This is a genomic window from Vibrio sp. TAP-3B (assembly GCF_057784735.1).
This window is the reverse complement of sequence record NZ_CM173495.1, coordinates 1,267,012-1,291,299: the sequence shown is the minus strand read 5'-3', so window position 1 is coordinate 1,291,299 and position 24,288 is coordinate 1,267,012. Positions and strand designations below refer to the sequence as shown.

21 protein-coding genes and 1 pseudogene are annotated in these 24,288 nt (G+C 45.6%); 15 read left to right on the top strand and 7 right to left on the bottom strand.

Annotation, left to right across the window (positions count from 1 at the left end; all coding sequences use genetic code 11):
• The first annotated feature begins 1 nt into the window (after position 1).
• Positions 2–4,465: a chromosome partition protein MukB gene (gene mukB, locus AC3D28_RS06015; RefSeq protein WP_488536061.1), complete on the top strand. Its 4,464-nt coding sequence runs from the start codon at positions 2–4 to the stop codon at positions 4,463–4,465.
• 148 nt (positions 4,466–4,613) lie between these two features.
• On the opposite strand, the gene AC3D28_RS06010 is transcribed toward mukB, so the two are convergent.
• The 7 genes from AC3D28_RS06010 to AC3D28_RS05980 all read right to left on the bottom strand — a co-directional run bounded on the left by AC3D28_RS06010 (position 4,614) and on the right by AC3D28_RS05980 (position 11,207).
• On the bottom strand, positions 4,614–4,766 hold the full coding sequence (locus tag AC3D28_RS06010) for a hypothetical protein (protein WP_488535869.1): 153 nt from the start codon (positions 4,764–4,766) through the stop codon (positions 4,614–4,616).
• A gap of 197 nt (positions 4,767–4,963) precedes the next feature.
• Positions 4,964–5,932, bottom strand: a complete 969-nt coding sequence (locus AC3D28_RS06005; protein WP_098415279.1) for an alpha-L-glutamate ligase-like protein — start codon at positions 5,930–5,932, stop codon at positions 4,964–4,966.
• A 3-nt stretch (positions 5,933–5,935) separates the two neighbouring features.
• Complete coding sequence (locus AC3D28_RS06000) at positions 5,936–7,441, bottom strand: inactive transglutaminase family protein (RefSeq protein WP_488535868.1); 1,506 nt, start codon at positions 7,439–7,441, stop codon at positions 5,936–5,938.
• A gap of 11 nt (positions 7,442–7,452) precedes the next feature.
• Positions 7,453–8,199 (bottom strand): ATP-dependent zinc protease family protein, encoded by a 747-nt coding sequence (locus AC3D28_RS05995; protein ID WP_098415281.1) that lies wholly within the window; start codon positions 8,197–8,199, stop codon positions 7,453–7,455.
• Between the two features lie 274 nt (positions 8,200–8,473).
• Positions 8,474–9,445 carry a tRNA 5-methoxyuridine(34)/uridine 5-oxyacetic acid(34) synthase CmoB gene (cmoB, locus tag AC3D28_RS05990; protein ID WP_488535867.1) on the bottom strand — a complete coding sequence of 324 codons (972 nt, stop codon included), beginning with the start codon at positions 9,443–9,445 and terminating at the stop codon, positions 8,474–8,476.
• 69 nt (positions 9,446–9,514) lie between these two features.
• On the bottom strand, positions 9,515–10,252 hold the full coding sequence (gene cmoA / locus AC3D28_RS05985) for a carboxy-S-adenosyl-L-methionine synthase CmoA (RefSeq protein WP_098415284.1): 738 nt from the start codon (positions 10,250–10,252) through the stop codon (positions 9,515–9,517).
• Between the two features lie 88 nt (positions 10,253–10,340).
• Positions 10,341–11,207 carry a DUF72 domain-containing protein gene (locus AC3D28_RS05980; RefSeq protein WP_488535866.1) on the bottom strand — a complete coding sequence of 289 codons (867 nt, stop codon included), beginning with the start codon at positions 11,205–11,207 and terminating at the stop codon, positions 10,341–10,343.
• Between the two features lie 273 nt (positions 11,208–11,480).
• On the opposite strand from AC3D28_RS05980, the gene aspS reads away from it, so the two are divergent.
• From aspS to tolB, 14 genes and pseudogenes are all read left to right on the top strand, one after another.
• Complete coding sequence (gene aspS / locus AC3D28_RS05975; protein WP_488535865.1) at positions 11,481–13,259, top strand: aspartate--tRNA ligase; 1,779 nt, start codon at positions 11,481–11,483, stop codon at positions 13,257–13,259.
• 142 nt (positions 13,260–13,401) lie between these two features.
• Positions 13,402–14,148 carry a YebC/PmpR family DNA-binding transcriptional regulator gene (locus AC3D28_RS05970; RefSeq protein ID WP_488535864.1) on the top strand — a complete coding sequence of 249 codons (747 nt, stop codon included), beginning with the start codon at positions 13,402–13,404 and terminating at the stop codon, positions 14,146–14,148.
• Positions 14,149–14,243: 95 nt separating this feature from the next.
• A pseudogene (gene ruvC, locus AC3D28_RS05965) lies at positions 14,244–14,766 on the top strand (crossover junction endodeoxyribonuclease RuvC).
• 67 nt (positions 14,767–14,833) lie between these two features.
• Positions 14,834–15,448 carry a Holliday junction branch migration protein RuvA gene (ruvA, locus tag AC3D28_RS05960; protein ID WP_488535863.1) on the top strand — a complete coding sequence of 205 codons (615 nt, stop codon included), beginning with the start codon at positions 14,834–14,836 and terminating at the stop codon, positions 15,446–15,448.
• Positions 15,449–15,469: 21 nt separating this feature from the next.
• Entirely contained in the window at positions 15,470–16,474 is a 1,005-nt protein-coding gene (gene ruvB / locus AC3D28_RS05955) for a Holliday junction branch migration DNA helicase RuvB (RefSeq protein ID WP_098415290.1), read from the top strand.
• 463 nt (positions 16,475–16,937) lie between these two features.
• Entirely contained in the window at positions 16,938–18,524 is a 1,587-nt protein-coding gene (gene cydA / locus AC3D28_RS05950; protein ID WP_488535862.1) for a cytochrome ubiquinol oxidase subunit I, read from the top strand.
• A 17-nt stretch (positions 18,525–18,541) separates the two neighbouring features.
• Positions 18,542–19,678 carry a cytochrome d ubiquinol oxidase subunit II gene (cydB, locus tag AC3D28_RS05945; protein WP_488535861.1) on the top strand — a complete coding sequence of 379 codons (1,137 nt, stop codon included), beginning with the start codon at positions 18,542–18,544 and terminating at the stop codon, positions 19,676–19,678.
• A gap of 12 nt (positions 19,679–19,690) precedes the next feature.
• A complete protein-coding gene (gene cydX / locus AC3D28_RS05940) occupies positions 19,691–19,798 on the top strand; it encodes a cytochrome bd-I oxidase subunit CydX (protein WP_000270284.1) in 108 nt (35 codons plus the stop codon).
• Positions 19,791–20,093, top strand: coding sequence for a cyd operon protein YbgE (gene ybgE, locus AC3D28_RS05935; protein ID WP_488535860.1), 303 nt, complete (start codon positions 19,791–19,793; stop codon positions 20,091–20,093). The genes cydX and ybgE overlap by 8 nt, the downstream gene beginning before the upstream one ends.
• A 174-nt stretch (positions 20,094–20,267) precedes the next feature.
• The gene (gene ybgC / locus AC3D28_RS05930; RefSeq protein ID WP_488535859.1) at positions 20,268–20,687 is read left to right on the top strand and encodes a tol-pal system-associated acyl-CoA thioesterase; all 420 of its coding nucleotides are present in this window, start codon (positions 20,268–20,270) and stop codon (positions 20,685–20,687) included.
• A complete protein-coding gene (tolQ, locus tag AC3D28_RS05925; protein WP_488535858.1) occupies positions 20,677–21,375 on the top strand; it encodes a protein TolQ in 699 nt (232 codons plus the stop codon). The genes ybgC and tolQ overlap by 11 nt, the downstream gene beginning before the upstream one ends.
• Positions 21,376–21,378: 3 nt before the next feature.
• Positions 21,379–21,822, top strand: a complete 444-nt coding sequence (gene tolR, locus AC3D28_RS05920; RefSeq protein ID WP_098415296.1) for a protein TolR — start codon at positions 21,379–21,381, stop codon at positions 21,820–21,822.
• 13 nt (positions 21,823–21,835) lie between these two features.
• A complete protein-coding gene (gene tolA / locus AC3D28_RS05915) occupies positions 21,836–22,903 on the top strand; it encodes a cell envelope integrity protein TolA (protein ID WP_488535857.1) in 1,068 nt (355 codons plus the stop codon).
• A 12-nt stretch (positions 22,904–22,915) separates the two neighbouring features.
• Positions 22,916–24,268 carry a Tol-Pal system beta propeller repeat protein TolB gene (tolB, locus tag AC3D28_RS05910; RefSeq protein ID WP_488535856.1) on the top strand — a complete coding sequence of 451 codons (1,353 nt, stop codon included), beginning with the start codon at positions 22,916–22,918 and terminating at the stop codon, positions 24,266–24,268.
• The last annotated feature ends 20 nt before the right edge of the window (positions 24,269–24,288 follow it).

The following is a 24,288-nucleotide window of genomic DNA, read 5'->3' as shown; positions in this document are numbered from 1 at the left end:
CATGATTGAACGTGGTAAATATCAGTCGCTGACCATGGTCAACTGGAACGGCTTCTTTGCCCGAACTTTTGATATTGATGATCTGGTGACGACACTCTCGGGTGGTAACGGTGCAGGTAAATCCACCACAATGGCGGCATTCATCACCGCATTGATTCCTGACCAAACGCTACTGCACTTCCGTAACACAACCGAAGCGGGCAGCAGCCAATCGTCTCGCGATAAAGGTCTATACGGTAAACTACAGCCAGGCGCGTGTTATGCGGCGCTAGATGTGGTGAACTCACGTAACCAACGCCTACTGTTTGCAGTCAAACTGCAGCAAGTTGCGGGTCGTGATAAGAAAGTAGACATCAAACCGTTTGTTATTCAAGGTCTTCCGAGCCATGTAAAACCAACGGACATTTTAGTTGAGAGCGTATCGGCGACACAGGCTCGTGTGCGTCAAATCAACGAAGTGAAAGACGCGATTTCTGAGTTTGAAAGCGTTCAGTTCAAAGCTTTCGCTTCAATTGTAGATTACCATACGCAAATGTTTGAATTTGGCGTGGTACCGAAGAAACTGCGTAACTCCAGTGACCGTTCTAAATTTTACCGTTTGATTGAAGCATCACTTTACGGTGGTATCTCGAGTGCGATTACACGTTCATTGCGTGACTACCTTCTGCCACAAAACGGCGGCGTGAAGAAAGCATTCCAAGATATGGAATCAGCGCTACGTGAAAACCGCATGACGCTCGAAGCGATCAAAACCACGCAAGCCGATCGTGACTTGTTCAAGCACTTGATTACAGAGTCGACCAACTACGTGGCGGCAGACTACATGCGCCACGCGAACGACCGTCGTAAAAAGCTAGATCAAACCTTGGCGTTGCGAACGGAGTTATTTGGTTCACGTGAGACGTTAATTGAGCAGAACAATTTGCTTAATCGTGTCCAAGAAGAACTAGAGCAGCTTGTTGAATCAGAATCGGCACTGGAGCAGGACTACCAAGCGGCTTCCGACCATTTGCAGTTGGTGCAGAATGCATTGCGTCAACAAGAAAAGATCGAACGTTATCTTGAAGATCTTGAAGAGCTCAATGAGCGTCTTGAAGAACAAATGATGGTGGTAGAAGAAGCGCAAGAACGCGTAATGATGGCGGAAGAGCAAGCGACGGTTTCTGAAGAAGAAGTCGATAGCCTTAAGACGCAGCTTGCCGATTACCAACAGGCGCTTGATGTTCAGCAAACGCGAGCTCTTCAATACCAGCAAGCGGTCCAAGCGCTTGAAAAAGCAAAACAGTTATTGGGTGACGACACCCTAACGGCGGAATCGGCACAAACGTTGGTTTCTGAGCTAAAGCAAAAAGAAGCGGAAAACACTAACACATTACTTTCCGTTAAGCACAAGCTTGACATGTCATCGGCTGCGGCAGAGCAGTTTGAAACCGCGCTGAAGCTTGTACAAAGTGTTGCTGGTCAAGTAGAGCGTAAAGAAGCTTCTGATCATGCTAAAGCGATCATCACCAAATCGCGCGAAGCGCAGCAAACGGTACAAAATGAGCAGCAATGGCGTGCGCAACACCGTGATCTAGAGCGTAGCCTGAATCAGCAGCATCAAGCTCGTGAGCTAGTGGCAGACTATAAAAAGCAATGTCATGTTGAGCTGATGGACGAAGTCACCTTAGAGCAAGAGCGTGAACGCCATGCAATGCAAATCGAATCGCTTGAGATTGCCCAAGAAGAGGTGCGTGAACAGCGTGGTGACCAACGTCGTCTTGAGCAAGATGCCACAGTAGAAATCAACAAGCTTGAAGCGATAGCACCAACTTGGATAGCGGCGAACGATGCACTAGCGAAACTGTGTGAGCAGAGCGGTGTTGAACTTGAAGATCGCCATGCGGTGATGAACCACATGCAAGCGGTTCTGGAGCAAGAGAAAGCACTGTCTCTGGCAAAAGACAAACTGGCAGAGCGTCGCGCTCAGCTTGAAGATGAAATCGAGCGTTTAGCCTCTCCGGGTGGCTCAAACGATCCTCGCCTGAAAGGTCTTGCGGACACGCTAGGGGGGGTATTGTTGTCGGAAATCTACGATGACATTACCATTAACGATGCACCATACTTTAGCGCGATGTATGGTCCTGCGCGCCACGCGATTGTTGTTTCAGATCTCACAGATATCGAAGAGAAATTGGTTGAGCTGGACGATTGCCCGGAAGATTTGTACATCATCGAAGGCGACATTGATGCCTTTGATGACAGTTCATTCGATGCAGAAGAGCTAGAAGGCGCGGTTTGCGTTCGTATGAACGAACGTCAAATGCGTTACTCACGATTACCTGAAATTCCACTGTTTGGCCGTGCTGCCCGTGAGCAACGTTTAGAACGCTTGCGTAACGAACGTGAAGAAGTGGTGGAGAAGCATGCGAAAGCAGCATTCGATTCACAGAAAATGCAGCGTTTATACCAAGCGTTTAACCAGTTTGTTTCTAATCATATTCAAATCGCTTTTGACGCCGATCCTGAACAAGCGTTAGCAAACATTCGAGACCAGCGCAGCCAAACGTCGCGTGTATTAGCGGATTTGGATGCCAAAGAGCAACAACAACGTTCTCAGCTGCTGCTTAGCAAACAAGCGTTAACATCATTAGATAAGCTGGCACCAAGCATGGTGTTAATTGAAGATGAGTCATTGCAAGCTCGTTTTGATGAGCTAGAAGAAAAAATCGCGCAACTTGCAGAAGCCAAAAACTTCCTAAGCAGTCATGCGAAAACGGTGGCACAACTTGAGAAAATAGTGACTGCGCTGGAGGTTGACCCAGAGCAATTCGACGCGCTAGAAGCTGAATACCAGACAGCGGATGAACAGTTGCAAAATCTGAAAAAGCAGATCTTCGCTTTGTCAGATCTGGTTGAACGTCGTCACTATTTCGCATACTCAGACTCTGTTGACCTGCTTAATCAGAGCAGCGAACTGAGTGAACAGCTAAAAGCGAAATTGGTTCAAGCTGAACAGACGCGTGCTCGCTCTCGTGAAGATCTAAAGCAAGCGCAAGCACAAATGAACCAATACAACCAGGTGTTGGCCTCGTTGAAGAGTTCACACCAAGCGAAGCAAGAAACCGTGCAAGAGTTCAAGCAAGAACTGCAAGAGTACGGCGTAAATGCAGACGAAGGTGCGGAAGAACGCGCGATGCGTCGCCGTGATGAACTTCATGAGCGTTTGTATACTTCACGCAGTCGTAAGAGTGAATATGAGCGCACTATCACTGCGACCGAACTCGAGATGAAAGGCTTGGCGAAGCGTCTGAAGAAAGTGCAGAAGGAATACGCTGAACTGCGTAAGTTTGTTGTTGCGGCGAAAGCAGGTTGGTGCTCAGTCCTGCGTCTTGCCCGTGAAAATGATGTTGAACGTCGTCTACATAAGCGTGAGCTGGCATACATGTCGGCCGATGAGCTGCGTTCAATGTCGGATAAATCCTTGGGTGCGTTGCGTCTAGCAGTGGCTAATAATGACGATCTGCGTGATGCGTTGCGTCAGTCTGAAGACAATGCGCGTCCTGAGCGTAAAGTTCTGTTTTATATTGCGGTTTATCAGCATCTTCGCGAGCGAATTCGCCAGGATATCATCCGTACCGATGATCCTGTCGAAGCCATTGAAGAAATGGAAGTCGAGCTAGCGCGTCTGACCGAGGAACTCACGCAACGTGAAAACCGTTTGGCGATCAGCTCTGAGTCCGTCGCAAGCATCATTAATAAAACGATTCAGCGTGAACAAAACCGCATTCGTATGCTCAACCAAGGTTTGTCTAATATCTCCTTTGGTCAGGTGAAAGGTGTTCGTCTGAACGTGAAAATCCGTGGAAGCCATGAAGTGTTATTGAATGGTCTCTCGGCTCAGCAAGAACAGCATAAAGACCTGTTTGAGTCTCCACGCTTCACTTTCTCAGAAGCAATGGCGAAACTGTTCCAGCGTGTGAACCCGCATATTGACATGGGGCAACGTTCTCCGCAGGTTCTCGGCGAAGAACTACTCGACTACCGTAACTATCTAGAACTCAGTGTGGAAGTGAACCGTGGCTCTGACGGCTGGTTACAAGCGGAGTCAGGTGCGCTATCAACCGGTGAGGCCATCGGTACTGGCCAATCAATTCTCCTGATGGTGGTGCAAAGCTGGGAGGAAGAGTCGCGCCGATTGCGTAGTAAAGATATCGTGCCATGTCGTTTACTGTTCCTCGATGAAGCCGCGCGTTTGGATACGAAGTCTATCTCGACGCTGTTCGAATTATGTGATCGTCTGGATATGCAGCTTCTGATTGCCGCCCCTGAAAACATCAGCCCAGAAAAAGGCACAACCTACAAGCTGGTGCGTAAGGTGTTTAAAGACCACGAACATGTTCACGTAGTCGGGTTACGTGGCTTCGGCCAAAACGAGAAGCCCAAGAGCGAAGCTCAAGAGATGGTTGAAGAGTTTGAGTCCTAAGCTTAATAGCCTAAAAAACGCCCGCATTATCGCGGGCGTTTTTGTATCTTGAGCTAACTAAAGGGGGGCCGATTCCCCTATAAAATAAGCCGAGTCTGTAGGACGACAGTCTCGGCTTTTTATCAGGACTTAGAGTGGAAGATATGTTCTATTTATCTGAAATATCGTCTCTAACATCAATCATTTCAGCAAGTTCTTCAAGTGCTTGGACAGAAAGGGCAGACAAGCGTTGTAAGTGCTGATCTAAACTCTCTTGCTCTTCAAGCTCTGGTTCATTATTATTTGTTTCTTTTTTATGCATTTCTCAACCTCTTAAGTTGAGTAAGGGGAACCCTCATCATACCCAAAAAGTTAAGAGAAAAAGAAACAGTCCATGTTTATTTTGTTAGCCTGATCATTGATTGGTTCTATAAATGAGGGGGCATTCGTTTGGAAAAGGTGGGTTCTTGCTGAAAAGGGAAGAGCTAGCAACCGGAGGTGATTGCTAGCTGAAGAGCGTTAGAATTGAGGTTTCACTCCGAATTGTTCTGCCGCGTAAGTGACACGTTCGAGAGGCTTTGGGTATTCAGCCGGTGTACCGAGGCTTTCAATATGTTTTAAACGAGGAAGCAAGCCAACCCCATTGGCGATTTGGATTGCCAAGCCGGGGCGAGCATTCAGTTCTAAAACCATTGGACCCTCTTCTTTATCGATCACCATATCGGTACCCATATAACCTAAGCCAGTCATTTCCCATGCGCTGGATGCAAGTTCTAGCAAGCGCTCCCAATGAGGAACTTGTAACGTTGAAAGGTCTTTACCAGTATCTGGGTGGTGGGTAACGGGTTGGTCGAATTGCACGGCACGGATTGCTTTACCGGTGGCAATATCAATCCCCACACCGACAGCACCTTGGTGAAGGTTTGCTTTACCATCTGAAGCCGCGGTTGAGCAACGCATCATCGCCATGACTGGGTAGCCCTTAAATACGATGATTCGAACATCTGGTACACCTTCGTAACTAAAGCCATCGAAGCAATCGTCAAACTTAATCAAGTTTTCTACGACCGCGACATCGTTTTTCCCACCAAGAGAGAAAAGCCCTGCCAGTGCATTACTGATGTGGCGCTCAACTTCTTCTTTGCCAATGGTTGAGCCAGACGGCTTGGTATATACGCCATCTTTGTGCGATGTAATAACCAAAATACCTTTACCACCACTGCCTTGGGCGGGCTTGATGACGAAACCAGGCCAGTCTTGTACCATCTTATGGATGGTCTTCACTTCTGCTTGGTTATGAATAACACCGATCAGGGCAGGAACGGTAGCCCCCGCCGCCTGAGCGATGATTTTTGTTTTTAGCTTGTCATCGACTAATGGGTATTTAGAGCGGTCATTGTAGCGGCCAATGTAGCTGTGGTTACGTTTGTTCATCCCCATAATGCCTTTATGGCGAAGCTTTGCTGGCGAAGTAAAACGTTTGAACATCGTTTAGTCCTCCGCTAGTGGTTTGAAACGACGTAGCTCAGTGAGTCGGTAACCTGTATAAGTACCAAGCAGTAGAATGCCAGCCAGAACAATCAACTGTAGACCAATAAAATTAAAAGAGAGGTGTTGGATGTATGAGTTGGTCATTGCTAGGTAAACTAATACAGCAGTCAGCAGTGAGCCACCACCTTGTAGCGCGACTTCTTTTGCACCCTCCTCTTCCCATAAAATCGACATACGTTCGATGGTCCATGACAGGATGATCATTGGGAAGAAGGTGATCGTTAGTCCTTCGGTTAGACCCATTTTAAATGCGACAACCGTAAATACGGAGATGATCATAATAACGGCAATAATAACGGCCGATATTCGCGCCACGAGGAGTAAATTCAGCCTTGATAAATAACTTCGAATAATTAAGCCTGTACCAACAATAAGTAAGAAACCGACGATGCCCGTGAGCAGTTGAGTTTGGACAAAAGCAACGGCGATCAGGACGGGCATAAACGTACCAGACGTTTTCAGGCCGATAATCACACGCAAGAACACTACGATCAGAGCACCGATAGGGATCAGCATGATAGTCTTGAACATCGCTTGCTCTTCAAGAGGTAAGCTATGAATGGAAATGTTCAGCAATCCATCGGCTTCTATTTTATTGTTGGTTGCCTGTTGAGGGGTCATATCTTGCTGAATCATCGAGAAATGAACTTGGCTATTCTGACCACCAACCAAATCAAGTAGGGATACATTTGATTCGTCCCAAATCAACAGGTTCGGTTGTACCGCTTTTTGTTCTGAATTCGGGGAAAACAGAATCCAATCCTTGCCAGACCACACTTGAACCATTGGCTGAATGGTTTGTCGCCGACGCCCATCTTCCAGTTCAATAACGCCTACAGTTTTGCTCTGTATGCCAGCGGTCAATAAGATATTGTGTAGCGCATCAGTGCGACTAAAATCATTCAGCAGCAATGAAGAGTTTTGGCTATCAGGGTCGTTCAGTTCCTTGATAAGTTCGCGAGTAAACGTCACATTATCGGCTGAGCGGCTCATCGCACGTTCGATCAATGCATTTGCAGCAGCAGCTTGCGGTGCTGATAAGGTTGGTGGTGTGATATCGTCAGTCGGCGGTAGTGGTGTTACCTTAGCTTGAGGGTCTACTAAAAACTGTGCTTTGTAATAAATGGTTTGGGGGCCTTTGGCTTGACGGATAGACCACTCAGCACGACGTCCAGAATCTGAGTTGATGTATGAAACGCCGTAACCAGAAGAGGAAGCGGACTCACCGATAAGTGTATAACCTTTTTGTGTGTGAGGCGCAGCAAGGGAGGCTTTGACTTCATTACCGTTAGCATTGAACTCAATGCGTGCTTCTACATCCCATACCTGACGTGTTTCTCCTGGAGTCCATGGCACGCCATAGTTTTCGTGTCTGAAAAGACTCAAAGCAATGCCCGCAATCACCAACAAGATGATTGAAAGGTAAAACGGTATTTTTGACGTCATAATCTACCTTATTATTTTTTATCTTCTTTTGTTTGGATATAGGTACGGCTCACATCGACCAGAGCAATGTCACGCATAAATTCTCTACCCAGCAAAATAGGATGGTTCATGTGTGAGCGATCTGCCAACGTAAATTGCGCCTTTTCATGAATTTTCCCCACGCGCACCCACAATTCGACTACCACGCGACGTTCTAGTTCTTCACTGGTTACTTGGCGAATTTTCACATAGCGAACAACGGGTGCTTCAATCCAAATGTTTTTTTCTTCTTCGGACTTACTGGTATCTTCAAGGTGGAATCGAACCCAGTTATTCCCGTTTCTTTCGAACTCTTCAATATTGACGGCATTTAAAGACGAAGTCGCTGCTCCTGTATCAACCCGTGCATCAAAGGTCTGCTTGATGGAGTCGATGGTCACTTTTTCGATAGAGCCAAGAATAATGTCGTGAGTAGGCGTCGGCTCGGCGGGCCCAGGGGCTTGGACAATCACTGGATCTTTTGGTTTTTTGACTTCTGCCATTACTTCGTCACGGAATGTAAGAAGATCAACCTGTAACGCATCGACTTGGTCTTCAAGGCTATCGATATAGTCCAATTGGTTACTGAGCTGTAACTCTAAGTTAGTAATGCGATTATTAATATTCGCATCTGAAGCTTGGATAGCGGCTAACGTTTCTTGGTGATACTGTTCACCTTTGGTCAGTGTGCATCCAGATAGTAAGGCGATGGCAACAACCGGAGTCAATCGTAATAACATTGAAAACCTTGAAATTGGATTAAGTTATTTGTTTTTTAGGAGTTTAGCTTATATCGTTAAAGCCTCACAAGTAAGAATGTTTCTCTATGACTTATTGTGGGAGGAATAGTGATGAAAAGCCGAAAATCAAGGACATAAAACGAATCCTTAGTCAGGACATGTTTATATCTCGCCACAAAAGCAGTTCGGAAGATAACCATGTCCCACTACAAGAAGAAAGGGTAATGTCTTAACTGAGCGAATGAGTTAAGACAATGTCAGAAATCTCAGCGAATTACGGCTTGCGCGCAACCAGAACGGCACGGCGGGGAGCAGGGTATCCTTCAACGGTTTTGCAAGGGTCGTTGGGGTCTAAATAGTCTGGCAGTGAATTATGCGTCATCCAGTCAGTGGTTCTTTGCTCATCAACCGACGTGACGTTTTCATCGACGATACGCACATCTTCGAATCCAACCAACTCTAACCATACCTTCAGTGCCTTGGCTGAAGGGAAGAAGTACACATTGCGCATTTGAGCGTAACGAGAGGTTGGCACCAATACCGAATTTTCATCGCCTTCGATAACCAGTGTTTCCAGTACAAGCTCACCGCCTGCAACCAATTGCTCTTTAAGTTGGATAAGATGGTCTAAAGGAGAGCGACGGTGATAGAGAACGCCCATGCTGAACACAGTATCGAATGCTTCCAACTTAGGTAATTGTTCAATGCCAAGCGGCAAAAGGTGAGCGCGCTGGTCATCCCCCATCAATTTTCGGATGGCTTCAAATTGAATGAGGAACAAGTGCGAAGGGTCGATGCCGACACAAAGACGAGCACCTGCGCCCAGCATTCGCCACATGTGGTAACCGTTACCACATCCAACATCCAGTACGCTGCGGTTTTTTAACGGAGAAATATGTGGAAGCACGCGATCCCACTTCCAGTCACTGCGCCATTCCGTATCAATATGAATGCCATGTAAGCGGTATGGGCCTTTACGCCACGGGTGAAAAGTACGAAGCAAGTTCTCTAATTTCTTCAACTCCCCATGAGGCATTGGTTCAATGTTTGAAATCGTCACCGAATCTGTAATATCGATAGTGTCTGGCTGGCCAGCAGGGATCTTGTTCAGTGCTTTCAACCAGCGACCAAAGTCACCGTGCTCTGCATTTTGCCAGTCTGTTAGCTGTTGTGGTAACACATTGAGCCAAGGCTGAAGACGTGTGTCTTGGGCAATCAATTGGTAGAAATTTGCAAAGTTAAACATAGTTAGTTAATCGCTGAGTGGATAATGTGAAAAGTAAATAATGTTTGGTTTTAATAGACTGAATGCCATTTACTTAATCGCAAACATAGAGCCAAAGTTAAAACACTGGAACCAAATGTCGTAGCTGGAGAACCCAATCTTTGCGAAGCGTTCTTTGTGTTCTTTTTTTGAGTCTGGACGCATGACATTTTCTATCGCGCTGCGTTTTTGGCTGATCTCTAACTCGCTGTAGCCATTAGCGCGTTTAAAGTCGTGATGAAGGTCGATTAAAAGTTCGTTAGAAACGTCATCCTCAAACACAAATTTTTCTGACAAGATTAAAATCCCACCAGGACGAAGGCCAGCATAGATTTTTTCTAACAACGTATAACGGTTGTCGGGTGAAAGAAACTGGAGGGTAAAGTTCAGCACAACCACTGAAGCATTTTCGATTTCGATATTACGAATATCGGCTTCAACTACGTTCACTGGTGTGTCACTGCGATAGGCATTAACGTGTAATTTACAACGCTCGACCATGGCCGGTGAGTTGTCTACCGCAATAATTTGGCAACCTTCTTGTTTGATATGGCGGCGCATCGACAATGTTGCAGCACCTAAAGAACAACCTAAGTCGTAGATGTTCGAATGGGGTTTAACAAAACGTTCAGCCAGCATACCAATAGCAGAAATAATATTGCTATAACCCGGCACCGATCGTTGAATCATGTCAGGAAATACTTCCGCTACGCGTTCATCGAACGTGAAATCCCCAATTTTATCGATTGGAGCCGAAAAAATAGTATCTGGATTGTTTTTATGGTTCATAACCAAATCTCTGCATACAAGCCGCCTGAAAACGTCAGGCACCAAAAAAGGCGCGTATTTTATGGGAAATTTGCGCTTCTGTCATTATTTAGAACATTTGCAACTGCGAGTTGCCATCGTTAGCGGGGAAAGAAGTTAAGTCAGGGAGCGTGATTCGCTTTTGTATATCTTTATAAAGATTTGCTGCCAACTTTGGCGCAATAATATTATCCGCGGTATGGATCATGACATACGGTTGTTTACCTTCTGCAATCCATTGTGGCAACTTACTTAGCCATGGCGTAAAAAACTCGTAATTTTGCTGTTCTTCTGGGTGACCGATAAAACGAATCAGAGGTTGTGAAGCGGTAGCAATGGCGTGGACAGGCACTCTTGGCTTTTTCATTTGCGCATCAATGATCGCTTCATTGTCTGGCTTGGCGGCAAAGACAGGACGGCTATCCATAATAATTCGGTCAATGTTATTTTCCACTAACCATTGGTTAAGTGCGCGTTCTTCCTCGCCCTTAGAGAAAAAGGCCATATGACGAACTTCAACACCAAGTGGGAAGTTAGGAGGAAAATGGGCACAAAACTGTTTCAATCTATCAATGTGTTCTGGGCCAAACGCCGCAGGCAATTGAATCGTCCATTGACCGACGCGATCATGCAAAGGCTCCATGACTTTCATGAAGTCTCGCAGTTGCTCACCACATCCTCTTAGCATTTGCTCATGAGTGATGGTTTTAGGCAGCTTAAAAGTAAACTTGAAATCATCGTGAGTTGCTGACTTCCAGTTTTGCACGGTATTAAGACTTGGCGTAGCGTAAAAGGTAGTGTTGCCTTCGACAGTATGGAAAACCTGAGCGTATTTCTCTAAACGCTCGGCTGGCTTTGTTCCACTGCCATAAAAGCTTTGCTGCCATTGGTTGTGCGACCACATGGTCAACCCTAATCGAAGCGGTAGCGTTTCCATTGTTCTTCTTTGCATTTGTTGAGGTGTTCACTTTACGAGAATTTTGCTGAAATGGGTAATTTCAAGCTATAATCAGCACCAATTTTTTCGCCTTGGTGCGCTTTTGAACATTTGTTGTGTTAAAAAGCACCAATGAACGATAAAACACACTTAATTGTATGTTGAGTAGTCGATTTTCATAGGCTTTCAGCGTATAACGGAATCTTTGCTCTGCTTAGCAATGAGGCTGGACAGAGCGTAGTTAACAATATTTGAGAGATTGGGAATTTCATTATGCGTACCCATTACTGTGGTCACCTGAACAAGTCCCTTGCAGGACAAACTGTAGAACTTTGCGGCTGGGTTAACCGTCGTCGTGATTTAGGCGGTCTTATTTTTATTGATATGCGAGATCGCGAAGGTATCGTTCAGGTAGTTGTTGATCCAGATATGGCGAATGCGTATGAAGTGGCTAATACACTTCGTAATGAATTCTGTATCAAACTGACGGGTGAAGTGCGCGTTCGTCCAGAAAGCCAAGCAAACAAAGACATGGCAACGGGTGAAGTTGAAATCTTGGCGACAGGCCTAGAGATCATCAACCGCAGTGATGTTCCACCACTAGACTTCAACCAGAAGAACTCAGAAGAACAACGTCTGAAGTACCGATACTTAGATCTACGTCGTCCAGAAATGAGCGATCGTATCAAGCTACGTGCGAAAGCATCAAGCTTCGTTCGCCGTTTCCTAGATGACAACGGCTTCTTAGACATTGAAACTCCAGTACTAACCAAAGCGACACCAGAAGGTGCGCGTGACTACCTAGTACCTAGCCGTGTTCACAAAGGCAGCTTCTACGCGCTTCCTCAGTCTCCACAGTTATTCAAACAGCTTCTAATGATGTCTGGCTTTGACCGTTACTACCAAATCGTTAAGTGTTTCCGTGATGAAGACCTACGCGCTGACCGTCAACCAGAATTCACTCAAATCGATATCGAAACGTCATTCATGACGGCTGAGCAAGTACGTGAAGTGACTGAAAACATGGTTCGCGATATGTGGCAAGAGCTACTAAACGTAGACCTAGGTCAGTTCCCAGTCATGCCATTCAGCGAAGCGATTCGCCGTTTCGGCTCTGACAAGCCAGACCTACGTAACCCGCTAGAATTAGTTGACGTTGCGGATCTAGTGAAAGACGTTGAGTTTAAAGTATTCTCTGGTCCAGCAAACGATGAGAAAGGCCGCGTTGCCGTTATTCGCGTTCCAGGTGGTGCATCTTTGACTCGTAAGCAAATTGATGGCTACGGTGAATTCGTTGGTATCTACGGTGCGAAAGGTCTAGCATGGATGAAGGTTAACGACCGTGCAGCGGGCATGGAAGGTATCCAGTCTCCAGTGGCTAAGTTCCTAAACGAAGACGTGATCAACGCTATCCTAGATCGTACTCAAGCTGAATCTGGTGACATCATCCTATTTGGCGCTGATAAAGCGGGCATCGTTGCAGAAGCTATGGGTGCACTGCGTCTGAAGCTAGGTAAAGATCTAGAGCTAACTGACGAATCTGCATGGGCTCCACTATGGGTGGTTGACTTCCCAATGTTCGAAGAAGATGACGAAGGCAACCTACACGCGATGCACCACCCATTCACATCGCCACTAGGTTTGACAGCGGAAGAGCTAAAAGCGAACCCAGCGGCGGCAAACTCTAACGCTTACGATATGGTTCTAAATGGCTATGAAGTGGGCGGCGGTTCTGTCCGTATCCACAACGCCGACATGCAAGAAGCCGTATTTGATATTCTAGGTATCACACCTGAAGAGCAACAGCTTAAGTTCGGCTTCCTGCTTGATGCACTGAAATTCGGTACGCCGCCACACGCTGGTCTTGCATTCGGTCTTGACCGTCTAGTGATGCTGCTATGTGGTACCGAGAACATCCGTGATGTTATTGCATTCCCGAAAACAACAGCAGCGGCGTGTCTACTAACAGACGCCCCAAGCATTGCTAACCCAGCAGCGCTAGAAGAACTCGCGATTGCAGTGAAAGCCGCGAAAGAAAAAGACGCAGAATAAGCGCACAACATGTGAAGAAAACTCCCGCACCTGCGGGAGTTTTTGTTTAAATAAACCCAAGAAACTTCCAAAGCAATTTCCCAAGCAACGCTTTTTAGCTCATGTTTGCTAGTAAGCGTCAAAATACATTAAAAGGTGAATTATGGCAGGTCATAGTAAATGGGCGAATATTCGTCACCGTAAAGCAGCGCAAGATGCGAAGCGCGGCAAAATCTTTACCAAATTAATCCGTGAAATCGTTGTTGCGGCAAAAGAGGGCGGCGGTGAGCCAGAAAATAACCCACGCTTGCGAGCTGCAATTGATAAAGCTCTGTCCAACAACATGACGCGTGACACCGTCAACCGCGCTGTCAGTCGAGGCGCTGGTGGTGAAGGTGATGACAACATGGAAACCGTAATCTATGAAGGTTATGGTCCCGGTGGCACCGCAGTCATGGTCGAATGTATGACAGATAACCGAAATCGCACAGTATCTGGCGTACGCCATGCGTTCTCGAAGTCAGGCGGTAATCTGGGTACGGACGGTAGCGTAAACTATCTTTTCGACAAGAAAGGGGTGATCTCATACGCTCCAGGTTTAGATGAAGAGGCGGTGATGGAAGTGGCGCTAGAAAGCGGCGCTGATGACATCGAAACATCAGAAGATGGCTCGATTGATGTTTACACTGTTCCGGCAGAGTTCGGCAGCGTTAAAGATGCACTCGATACCGCGGGTTTTGAAGCGCAAAATGCAGAAGTGTCATTAATTCCTTCAACTCAAGCAGAATTAGATGCGGCCACCGCACCTAAGTTATTACGTTTAATTGATGCCTTAGAAGATCTTGATGACGTTCAAGAGGTATACCACAACGCTGATATTTCTGATGAGGTCGTGGCGACGTTAGAATAAACGCATTTAATAGGGAGTGAACGGATACTCCCTATTAAGAAAAAGCAATAATAAGAGGCCGAGATCAAATTCGATCTCATTTTTTAGGAATATTCATGTCAATTATTTTGGGCATTGATCCAGGCTCACGCATTACTGGTTATGGTGTGATTCGCCAAAATGGGCGTCATTTACATTACTTGGGTAGCGGCTGTATTCGAACATCAGAGAAAGAATTGCCTGGCCGGCTCAAACAGATTTATGCCGGTGTCACCGAGATCATTACGCAGTTTCAGCCGGACGTTTTCGCGATTGAGCAAGTTTTTATGTCGAAGAACGCCGATTCGGCGCTCAAGCTTGGGCAAGCACGTGGCAGTGCAATTGTCGCAGCGGTCAATGCAGATCTTCCAGTTTATGAATACGCTGCTCGTCTGATTAAGCAAGCCGTCGTAGGAACTGGTGGGGCCGATAAAGCTCAAGTTCAGCATATGGTTCAGCAAATGCTAAAACTGCCAGCGAAACCGCAAGCAGATGCGGCCGATGCATTAGGCGTGGCGATTTGCCATGCCAATACCAACAAAACCTTGGTGGCTTTATCAGGCAAAGCCACCAGTGCCAGAAAAAGGGCGCTACCGGTAAAATTAACTGGATGTCTATCCAGTTCTTTATTATCCTGTCGCAAATTCATTCTTAAAGAGTAGTTATAGTGATTGGACGTCTGCGTGGCACACTGATTGAAAAACAACCACCTGAAGTGTTAATTGAAGTTAACGGCATTGCTTATGAAGTTCAGATGCCGATGAGCTGTTTTTATGAACTGCCAAATGTTGGTGAAGAAAGCATTATCTATACTCATTTTGTGGTACGTGAAGATGCACAATTGCTCTACGGCTTTAATACCGTAAAAGAACGTGCGCTATTCCGTGAAGTCATTAAAGCGAATGGTGTTGGCCCTAAGCTGGGGTTAGGTATCTTATCAGGCATGACTGCCAGCCAATTTGTCACTTGTGTGGAGCACGAAGATGTCTCGACATTAGTTAAACTGCCTGGTGTGGGCAAAAAAACAGCAGAACGTTTAGTGGTTGAAATGAAAGACCGTTTGAAAGGCTGGGGAGTGGGTGACTTGTTTACGCCGTTTTCTGACTCAGCGCCTGCGGATTCAAAATCGTCTGCGTCTAATAACGCTCAAGAAGAAGCCATCAGTGCACTGCTTGCTTTAGGGTACAAGCCAACTCAAGCATCAAAAGTGGTGTCTCAAATTGCTAAGCCGGATATGAACAGTGAACAGCTGATCCGTGAAGCACTAAAGTCAATGGTGTAACGGTAAGTTCAAGGTAACAATATGATTGAAGCCGATCGTTTAATCGCTCCAGAAAACCCAGTCTTCCGTGATGAAGATGTCATTGATCGTGCAATTCGACCAAAGAAGCTGATGGATTACCAAGGTCAGGACCATGTTCGTGATCAGATGGAAATTTTTATTAAAGCGGCTCAACTACGAAGTGAAGCACTTGACCATTTACTGATCTTTGGTCCTCCAGGTTTAGGTAAAACGACGTTAGCGAATATTGTCGCTAATGAAATGGAAGTAAACATCCGTACAACTTCCGGACCTGTGCTTGAAAAAGCGGGGGACTTGGCAGCACTGTTGACGAACTTAGAAGAAAACGATGTTCTCTTTATCGATGAGATTCACCGCTTAAGCCCCATGGTCGAAGAGGTGCTGTATCCCGCGATGGAAGACTACCAGTTAGACATCATGATTGGTGAAGGCCCGGCAGCACGTTCCATTAAAATCGACTTGCCTCCATTTACACTTATCGGTGCGACGACTCGTGCTGGTTCATTAACTTCACCATTGCGAGATCGCTTTGGTATCACTCAACGCCTTGAGTTCTATAAGATCAAAGATCTCCAAGATATCGTTCAACGCAGCGCGAACTGTTTAGGTTTATCGATGGAGCCTGAGGGAGCATTAGAGGTGGCTCGACGAGCTCGTGGCACGCCACGTATCGCGAACCGTTTACTGCGTCGTGTTCGTGATTATGCAGAAGTGAAAGGGAATGGTCATATTTGCCTTGAAGTAGCAGATAAAGCGCTGAATATGCTTGATGTGGACGCCGAAGGTTTCGATTATATGGACCGTAAGTTACTACTCGCGATTATGGAAAAATTTGGTGGTGGCCCAGTTGGGTTGGATAACATGGCAGCAGCCATAGGCGAAGAGAAAGATACCATTGAAGATGTGCTTGAGCCTTATCTTATTCAGCAAGGCTATTTACAACGCACGCCACGTGGACGAGTCGCCACAGATCGCGCTTATCTTCATTTCGGAATTGAAAAATAAGATTTTAGAGCTGAGTAGTTATTCTGCTCAGCCTCTTATCATTCGTGACCGACCTCTCATTTATTGAATTTCTTCTCAGACTCACTAGGTAAAAAAAAAGCATTGATTGTTAACGCCACGTTTGCATGCAATGGGTTAGTTCCTTTCTTGATTACTCTCTGGTTACATCCGTATCGAATAGCGCTTGATCTGGATCAGTGTGATGGTTTTTTGTGCAAGTCTGGCGCGTAAACATTGACGTATATCAAAGCATATCCCGCCTATAAACCTTTTGAAACAATCTGTTTTTACAAGTAATATTAGCCCTAGCTATATTAGCTGATGCTTAACAATTAACTAACCAATGAAGCACATTTTTGCAACAAAGGATGGTGATAATTCAACACTTTTCAAGTATGAATAACACCTGAATATAGATTGCAATATGTAGAGAGTGTCATTCAGCCGACACATAGGAGTTACCATGATTGACGTAGTTGATCTATCGCGGTTGCAATTTGCACTGACAGCGATGTATCACTTCCTATTCGTACCATTGACCCTTGGCATGGCCTTCCTTTTGGCCATTATGGAATCAATGTACGTAATGACGAACAAGCAAATCTATAAGGACATGACTAAGTTCTGGGGTAAGTTGTTCGGTATTAACTTTGCACTTGGTGTGGCAACAGGCCTTACCATGGAATTCCAGTTTGGTACTAACTGGTCGTATTACTCCCACTATGTTGGTGATATCTTCGGTGCGCCGCTGGCGATAGAAGCACTTGTCGCATTCTTCCTAGAGTCAACTTTTGTTGGTCTATTTTTCTTTGGGTGGGATCGTCTATCTAAACGCCAGCACTTAGCGGTTACTTGGCTTGTTGCTCTAGGCTCTAACTTCTCTGCACTTTGGATCCTTATCGCAAACGGTTGGATGCAAAACCCTGTAGGCGCGGACTTCAACTTCGAAACCATGCGAATGGAAATGGTGAGCTTCTCCGAAGTTATCCTAAACCCAGTAGCTCAGGTTAAGTTCGTGCATACGGTGGCTTCTGGTTACACTTGTGGCGCAATGTTTATTCTAGGCATCAGTTCATACTACCTATTAAAAGGTCGTGATGTTGCGTTCGCTCGCCGATCATTCGCTATTGCCGCTTCATTCGGTATTGCCGCGATTTTATCAACAATCGTTCTGGGTGATGAGTCTGGATACGAGCTGGGTGAAGTTCAAAAAGTAAAATTAGCTGCAATCGAAGCAGAGTGGCACACTGAGCCAGCGCCGGCAGCGTTTACGTTATTTGGTGTACCTAACCAAGAAACCATGCACACAGATTACGCGATTAAGATCCCTTACGTAATGGGTATTATTGCCACACGTTCTTTTGATGAGCAGGTTACTGGTCTGCGCGATTTACGCGATGATCACGTTGACCGTATTCGTAACGGTATGTTCGCGTACGAGCTACTTGAAAAGCTACGAGCAGGTGACAAATCTGACGCTAACATGACGGCGTTTGATGAAGTGAAAGGCGACCTAGGTTACGGCCTATTGCTAAAGCGCTACACAGACAACGTAGTTGATGCAACAGAAGAGCAAATCCAAGCCGCTGCGGATGACTCTATCCCTACAGTATGGCCGTTATTCTGGTCGTTCCGTATCATGGTTGCTTGTGGTTTCATCATGTTATTCGTCTTCGGTGCGGCATTTGTCCAAACTTGTCGTCAGAAGATTGAGCAAAAACAATGGATTCTTAAAGCGGCGCTATTGAGTATTCCACTACCGTGGATCGCGATTGAAGCAGGTTGGTTTGTTGCTGAATATGGCCGTCAGCCATGGGCTGTCGGTGAGATTTTACCAGTACACGTAGCTGCATCTGCACTGACTGCAGGTCAAATCTGGACTTCACTATTCGCAATTCTGGCGCTTTACACGGTATTCCTAATTGCAGAAGTTTACCTAATGTTGAAATTCGCTCGTAAAGGCCCTAGTAGCCTAAAAACGGGTCGCTACCACTTTGAGCAAAACTCTGACTCTGTTGAAGACAAAGTTAGTCGCCAAGTAGAAGCGTAAGGCAAGGAGATAACAAGATGTTTGATTACGAAATCTTGCGATTCATCTGGTGGGTACTGATCGGGGTTCTACTAGTTGGTTTTGCAGTAACAGACGGTTTCGATATGGGTGTAGGCGCGCTTGTACCTATTATCGGTAAAAACGACACACAACGTCGTGTCATGATTAACTCAATTGCTCCTCACTGGGATGGTAACCAAGTTTGGCTTATCACTGCTGGTGGTGCATTGTTCGCAGCTTGGCCTTTGGTCTACGCAACATCGTTCTCAGGTTTCTACCTGGCAATGATATTAACGCTTGCCGCGCTCTGGTTACGTCCACTGGGTTTGGACTACCGTTCAAAGATTGAAGATCCAAAATGGCGCAGCACATGGGATATCTGTATCTCAATCAGTGGCTTTGTTCCGCCAATCATCTTTGGTGTGGCGTTTGGTAACCTACTACAAGGTGTACCATTCCAATTGAGTGAGTTCTTGATGCCAACGTACCATGGCTCATTCTTCGGTCTGTTAAACCCATTTGCACTGCTGTGTGGCCTAGTAAGCTTGTTCATGATTTTGATGCAAGGTTCGACTTGGCTACAAATGAAAACAACTGGCGAAGTGCATGTGCGTGCTCGCAATGTTGCCCAGCTGTCTGGTTTACTAACTGTTGCTGCGTTTGTCGCGGCTGGTTTCTGGATCCAAAACATTGATGGTTACGTCATTGTTGGCGGTATCGATATTAACGCAGCTTCTAACCCTCTAAACAAAGAGGTAATCCGAGAAGCTGGTGCGTGGATGAAGAACTTTGAAAACTACCCACTACTATGGGCTGCTCCTGTACTAGGTGTTGCAATGCCGCTTCTTGCTGTATTGGCATCTCGTCTTGAAAAATGTGCGATTTCGTTCATTACTTCAAGCTTGGGTGTGGCTGGTGTTATCTTTACTGCAGGTTTTGCGATGTTCCCATTCATCATGCCTTCAGACTTAATGCCAAGCCACAGCTTAACAATGTGGGATGCAACGTCATCTGAATTGACTCTGAACCTAATGACAGGCGTGGCGTTTGTGATGGTTCCAATCATCCTAGGTTACACATCTTGGACTTACTACAAGATGTTTGGTCGCCTTGATGATCAGTACATTGAAGATAACAAAAACACACTTTACTAAGGAGCATTTACTATGTGGTATTTCGCATGGATTCTAGGTGTACTACTTGCTTGTGCATTCGGTATCATCAACGCTCTTTGGTTAGAGCACTCAGAAATGATGGATAAAGACAGTGAGTAATCTCGCTGCTAAGGTAGCTGAACTACACGCCCCAATGGATAAGACTCTTCTCAGAGTCTTATCTCTCATCCTTGGCTTTATGCACGTAGGACTGGTGATGTGGGAGCCTGAGGCTTACCATCAAGCGATTGGTGGGTTTAATGCGGTGATTGCACCAGCGTTAATCTGGGCAGTGTGCTCAAGTATGGTCTATGGCGTGGGTTTTAAACCAAGAAAATGGTACTGGCAGTTGTTGTTCAGTCCTTATTTCTCGTTAGCTATCTTAATGTATTTAACGGCACTTTATTTCATCTAGACTGAAATACACGGTTATAAAGGCGGTTATTAAATCATTGAATAAAAGCTAGGCGTCTTGCCTAGCTTTTTTATTTTTTCTACAAAAATCGAAAATATGCTTCCCACTCGGTGCCAATTGTTGCTGCTTAAGTTATAGTGACCACTTTAAAGAATTGAATACATTGGGACTCTTTTGCAAGGCACATCAAATTTCTTCCGCTGGCCGATCACCGTGTACTATGAAGATACGGATGCGGGCGGTGTTGTATATCATTCAAACTATCTAAAATTCTTTGAACGTGCACGAACTGAGATGCTGCGTTCAAAAGGCATCTCTCAACATGTGCTATTGGAACAAAATATAGGCTTTGTTGTCCGACACATGGATATCGATTTCAATCAAGGAGCGAGATTGGACGAACAGTTGACCGTTTTAACCCGAGTGTCAGAAATAAAACGTGCATCCCTGCAATTCTGTCAAGAGTTAGTCAATGATCAAGGCAAGATATTGTGTAAGACCTCTGTTAAGGTAGCATGTATCAATAATAAGAAAATGAAACCAATAGCTATTCCAACCTTTATCAATTCGGAGCTAATAAATAGTGACTGCTGATATTTCCATTTTAGATCTCTTTCTTCAAGCCAGTCTGTTGGTAAAACTCGTGATGTTGACATTGCTTGGCATGTCAATCGCGTCATGGGCGATGATCATGAAGCGCAGCAAAGTACTGTCTCAGGCGACAAAGAATGCAGAGTCATTTGAAGATAAGTTCTGGTCAGGTACCGATCTTTCGCATCTTTATCAAAAAGTGAAAGCGCGTAAAGACGATATCTTCGGCACAGAAGAAATCTTTTATGCTGGCTTTACCGAGTTCGCTCGTCTACGTAAGAGCAATGCAAACTCGCCAGCATACATCATGGAAGGTACGGGCCGTGCGATGCGCGTCGCTGTATCACGTGAAGTCGATGAGTTAGAAACCAGTTTACCTTTTCTTGCAACAGTCGGGTCTATCAGCCCTTACATCGGCCTATTCGGCACTGTTTGGGGGATTATGCACGCGTTTATCGCACTAGGCGAGGTTAAACAAGCTACGTTATCTATGGTTGCTCCGGGCATTGCAGAAGCTTTAATCGCAACAGCGATGGGTCTATTTGCTGCGATTCCTGCTGTTATGGCTTACAACCGTTTAAGTAACAAAGTAAGTAAACTAGAGCATACTTACGCCACCTTCTCAGAAGAATTCCACAGCATCCTTCATCGTCAAGCGATGGCTGGCCGAGACAGCGCGGATAAGGAATAAAGCATGGCGGGTTATCAACCTAAAAAGCGGAAAATGACAGCGGAGATCAACGTTGTACCTTATATCGATGTAATGCTCGTACTGTTGATCATTTTTATGGCGACCGCACCTTTTGTAACCCAAGGTGTGGATGTCGATCTTCCAAAAACATCAACAGCGGAATCAATGCAAGAACTGGCTGGTGAAACTGATAGTAGTTTTATCATTATCGAAATCGACCGTGACGGTAACTTAGGGTTAAGTGTGAATGACGAAGAGGTTCAGCGCGGTCTATCACTGCAAGACGTGATTGTGAGAGTAAAAGCTGAACGCTCTATTAAACCTGATTCTCCAGTTGCGGTTGGTGGTGATGCAGCGACGCCATACGCTGACGTCGTACTGTTACTTGACGAGCTAAGCCGTGCAGGTATCCCCAAAGTGGGTCTGATGACCGATATCAGGGAATAGACATCGAATATCTATGAAAGAGAACAAGAAGAAATCCAACCAATACACCAAACCGATAATGATATCGGTTGGTTTGCATGCGATTCTTGTTGCAGCTTTACTTTGGGGAGCAGACTTCACAATGTCTAAACCAGAGCCAACAGGGCAGATGGTTCAGGCAGTGGTGATTGATCCAAAACTTGTTCAACAGCAAGCGAAAGAAATTCGTCAGCAGCGCGAGAAGGCAGCCAAAAAAGAGCAAGACCGTCTTGATAAACTAAGGCGTGAAGCAGAGCAGCTAGAGAAAAACCGCAAAGCTGAAGAGGAGCAAATTCGTAAGCTAAAAGAACAACAAGCGAAAGATGCACAAGCCGCTCGTGAAGCAGAAGCTGAGCGTAAGAAAAAAGAACAAGCGCGCAGAGCGGAAGAAGAACGTGCCCGCAAAGAAAAACAACGCGCAGCCAAGCTTGAAAAAGAACGTAGAGCTAAAGAAGAAGCGGTACGTAAAGCTGAGCAGGAGCGTTTAGCCAAAGAAGCGGCGATTGCCCAAGCAGAAGAACAACGTTTGGCGCGTGAAAAAGCAGCAAAAGAAGCGGAAGAAAAAGCTCGTCGTGAACGAGAAGCTGCAAAAAAGGCGGAGCAAGAGCGTATTGCCAAAGAAAACGCCGCGAAAGAAGCCGCTGAACGAGAACGTAAAGCCAAAGAAGCGGCAGAGCGAGCTGAGCGAGAGCGGAAAGTACAAGAAGCTGCATTAGATGATATTTTTTCGGGCCTAGAAGATGAGGTAAGTAAAAACAGTGCAGCTCGTAACCAATTTATTGATGATGAACTTGCTCGTATGTCATCTATCTATACTCAAAACATTCAGCAAAAGTTGATTAAGGATGACTACTTGCTGGGAAAGGAGTGTAGAGTAAATATCAAATTGATTCCGACCGGAACCGATATGATGGTATCTGGTGTTACCGTGTTAGGTGGTGACACTCGAGTATGTGCAGCGGCGAAGCGAGCGATAGCTCAGGTAGGAACTTTCCCTAAATCTTCAGAAGCTGCGGTCAATAAACGACTAAAAGATATCAACTTAACTGTTGCTTTGGACTAAAAGGAATAAGACGTGATTAGACGCCTTTTACTAGGAATGCTTGTACTGTTTAGCAGTATGACAAATGTGGCGAATGCTGCATTAGAGCTGGTCATTACCGATGGTATTGATTCAGCACGACCAATTGCTGTTGTTCCGTTTAAGTGGGAAGGGGCTCAAGCGCTTCCAACGGATATTTCTGCTGTGATTGCATCGGATTTGCAGCGCAGTGGTAAATTCAGCCCAGTTCCAACCAGCAAGATGCCACAAACGCCATTTAGTGAATCAGAAGTCAATTTTGATGCTTGGACTACTCTCGGCGCAGATGCTTTGCTCACTGGCTCCATCAAGCAAAACGAGCAAGGTAATTATGTGATTAACTACCAACTTGTTGATATTGTTCGTGGCCAGTTAACGGGCGGAAAGAGCAAAGCATTGGGTAGTGATGGGGAGTTAGTTCTCTCTAAAGATCACGTGCTTTTCAATAAAGTAGCAACCGTTGAAGGGCCACGTATGCGTGAGTATGCTCACCGTATTTCTGACCTTGTCTATGAGGAATTGACAGGTGACCGTGGTGCTTTCATGACGCGTATCGCTTATGTGGTGGTGAATGATAAAGATCGCTTCCCGTATCAGCTGCGTGTGGCTGATTATGATGGCTATAACGAGCGTTTAGTTTTGCGGTCTAAACAACCCTTGATGTCGCCATCATGGTCGCCGGATGGGCAAAAGCTGGCGTACGTAAGCTTCCAAAATGGGCAAGCGGAAATCTTCATCATGAACATCTACACAGGTGAGCGTGAAAAGGTAACGTCATACCCACGTCATAACGGTGCGCCAAAATTTTCGCCTGATGGCAATAAGTTAGCGCTTGTTCTCTCCAAGACGGGTTCACTTCATGTTTATACTTTGGATCTAAAAACTCGTAAGCTAACACAAATTACGCGTGGCAGATCTAATAATACCGAACCGTTCTGGTATCCAGATGGAAAATCGTTGATCTTGACATCGGATAGGGGTGGTAAACCACAGATTTATCAAGTAAATTTGGACAGCGGTTCTACTAACCGTTTGACTTGGCAAGGTAGCCAGAATTTGGGTGGTCAGATTACTTCAGATGGACGATTCCTCGTGATGGTGAATCGTAGTAATTCAGGATTTAATTTGGCAAAACAAGATTTGGAAACAGGTGCTCTTCAAGTTTTAACTAAGACCTTGCTTGATGAGTCTCCTAGTATTGCCCCAAATGGTGGCATGGTCGTTTATAGCTCGATTTACAATAAGAAAAACGTACTATCAATGGTGTCAATTGATGGTCGATTTAAAGCTAGATTACCGGCAACAAATGGGCGTGTTCGAGCGCCTGCATGGTCACCGTTTTTGTAGTAATAAGTTTGATTAATAAA

Excerpts from the sequence above, each read along its gene's own strand:
- mukB (WP_488536061.1), top strand. The coding sequence starts at position 2 with ATGATTGAACGTGGTAAATATCAGTCGCTGACCATGGTCAACTGGAAC.
- AC3D28_RS06010 (WP_488535869.1), bottom strand. The coding sequence starts at position 4,766 with ATGCATAAAAAAGAAACAAATAATAATGAACCAGAGCTTGAAGAGCAA.
- AC3D28_RS06005 (WP_098415279.1), bottom strand. The coding sequence starts at position 5,932 with ATGTTCAAACGTTTTACTTCGCCAGCAAAGCTTCGCCATAAAGGCATT.
- AC3D28_RS06000 (WP_488535868.1), bottom strand. The coding sequence starts at position 7,441 with ATGACGTCAAAAATACCGTTTTACCTTTCAATCATCTTGTTGGTGATT.
- AC3D28_RS05995 (WP_098415281.1), bottom strand. The coding sequence starts at position 8,199 with ATGTTATTACGATTGACTCCGGTTGTTGCCATCGCCTTACTATCTGGA.
- cmoB (WP_488535867.1), bottom strand. The coding sequence starts at position 9,445 with ATGTTTAACTTTGCAAATTTCTACCAATTGATTGCCCAAGACACACGT.
- cmoA (WP_098415284.1), bottom strand. The coding sequence starts at position 10,252 with ATGAACCATAAAAACAATCCAGATACTATTTTTTCGGCTCCAATCGAT.
- AC3D28_RS05980 (WP_488535866.1), bottom strand. The coding sequence starts at position 11,207 with ATGGAAACGCTACCGCTTCGATTAGGGTTGACCATGTGGTCGCACAAC.
- aspS (WP_488535865.1), top strand. The coding sequence starts at position 11,481 with ATGCGTACCCATTACTGTGGTCACCTGAACAAGTCCCTTGCAGGACAA.
- AC3D28_RS05970 (WP_488535864.1), top strand. The coding sequence starts at position 13,402 with ATGGCAGGTCATAGTAAATGGGCGAATATTCGTCACCGTAAAGCAGCG.
- ruvB (WP_098415290.1), top strand. The coding sequence starts at position 15,470 with ATGATTGAAGCCGATCGTTTAATCGCTCCAGAAAACCCAGTCTTCCGT.
- cydA (WP_488535862.1), top strand. The coding sequence starts at position 16,938 with ATGATTGACGTAGTTGATCTATCGCGGTTGCAATTTGCACTGACAGCG.
- cydB (WP_488535861.1), top strand. The coding sequence starts at position 18,542 with ATGTTTGATTACGAAATCTTGCGATTCATCTGGTGGGTACTGATCGGG.
- cydX (WP_000270284.1), top strand. The coding sequence starts at position 19,691 with ATGTGGTATTTCGCATGGATTCTAGGTGTACTACTTGCTTGTGCATTC.
- tolR (WP_098415296.1), top strand. The coding sequence starts at position 21,379 with ATGGCGGGTTATCAACCTAAAAAGCGGAAAATGACAGCGGAGATCAAC.
- tolA (WP_488535857.1), top strand. The coding sequence starts at position 21,836 with ATGAAAGAGAACAAGAAGAAATCCAACCAATACACCAAACCGATAATG.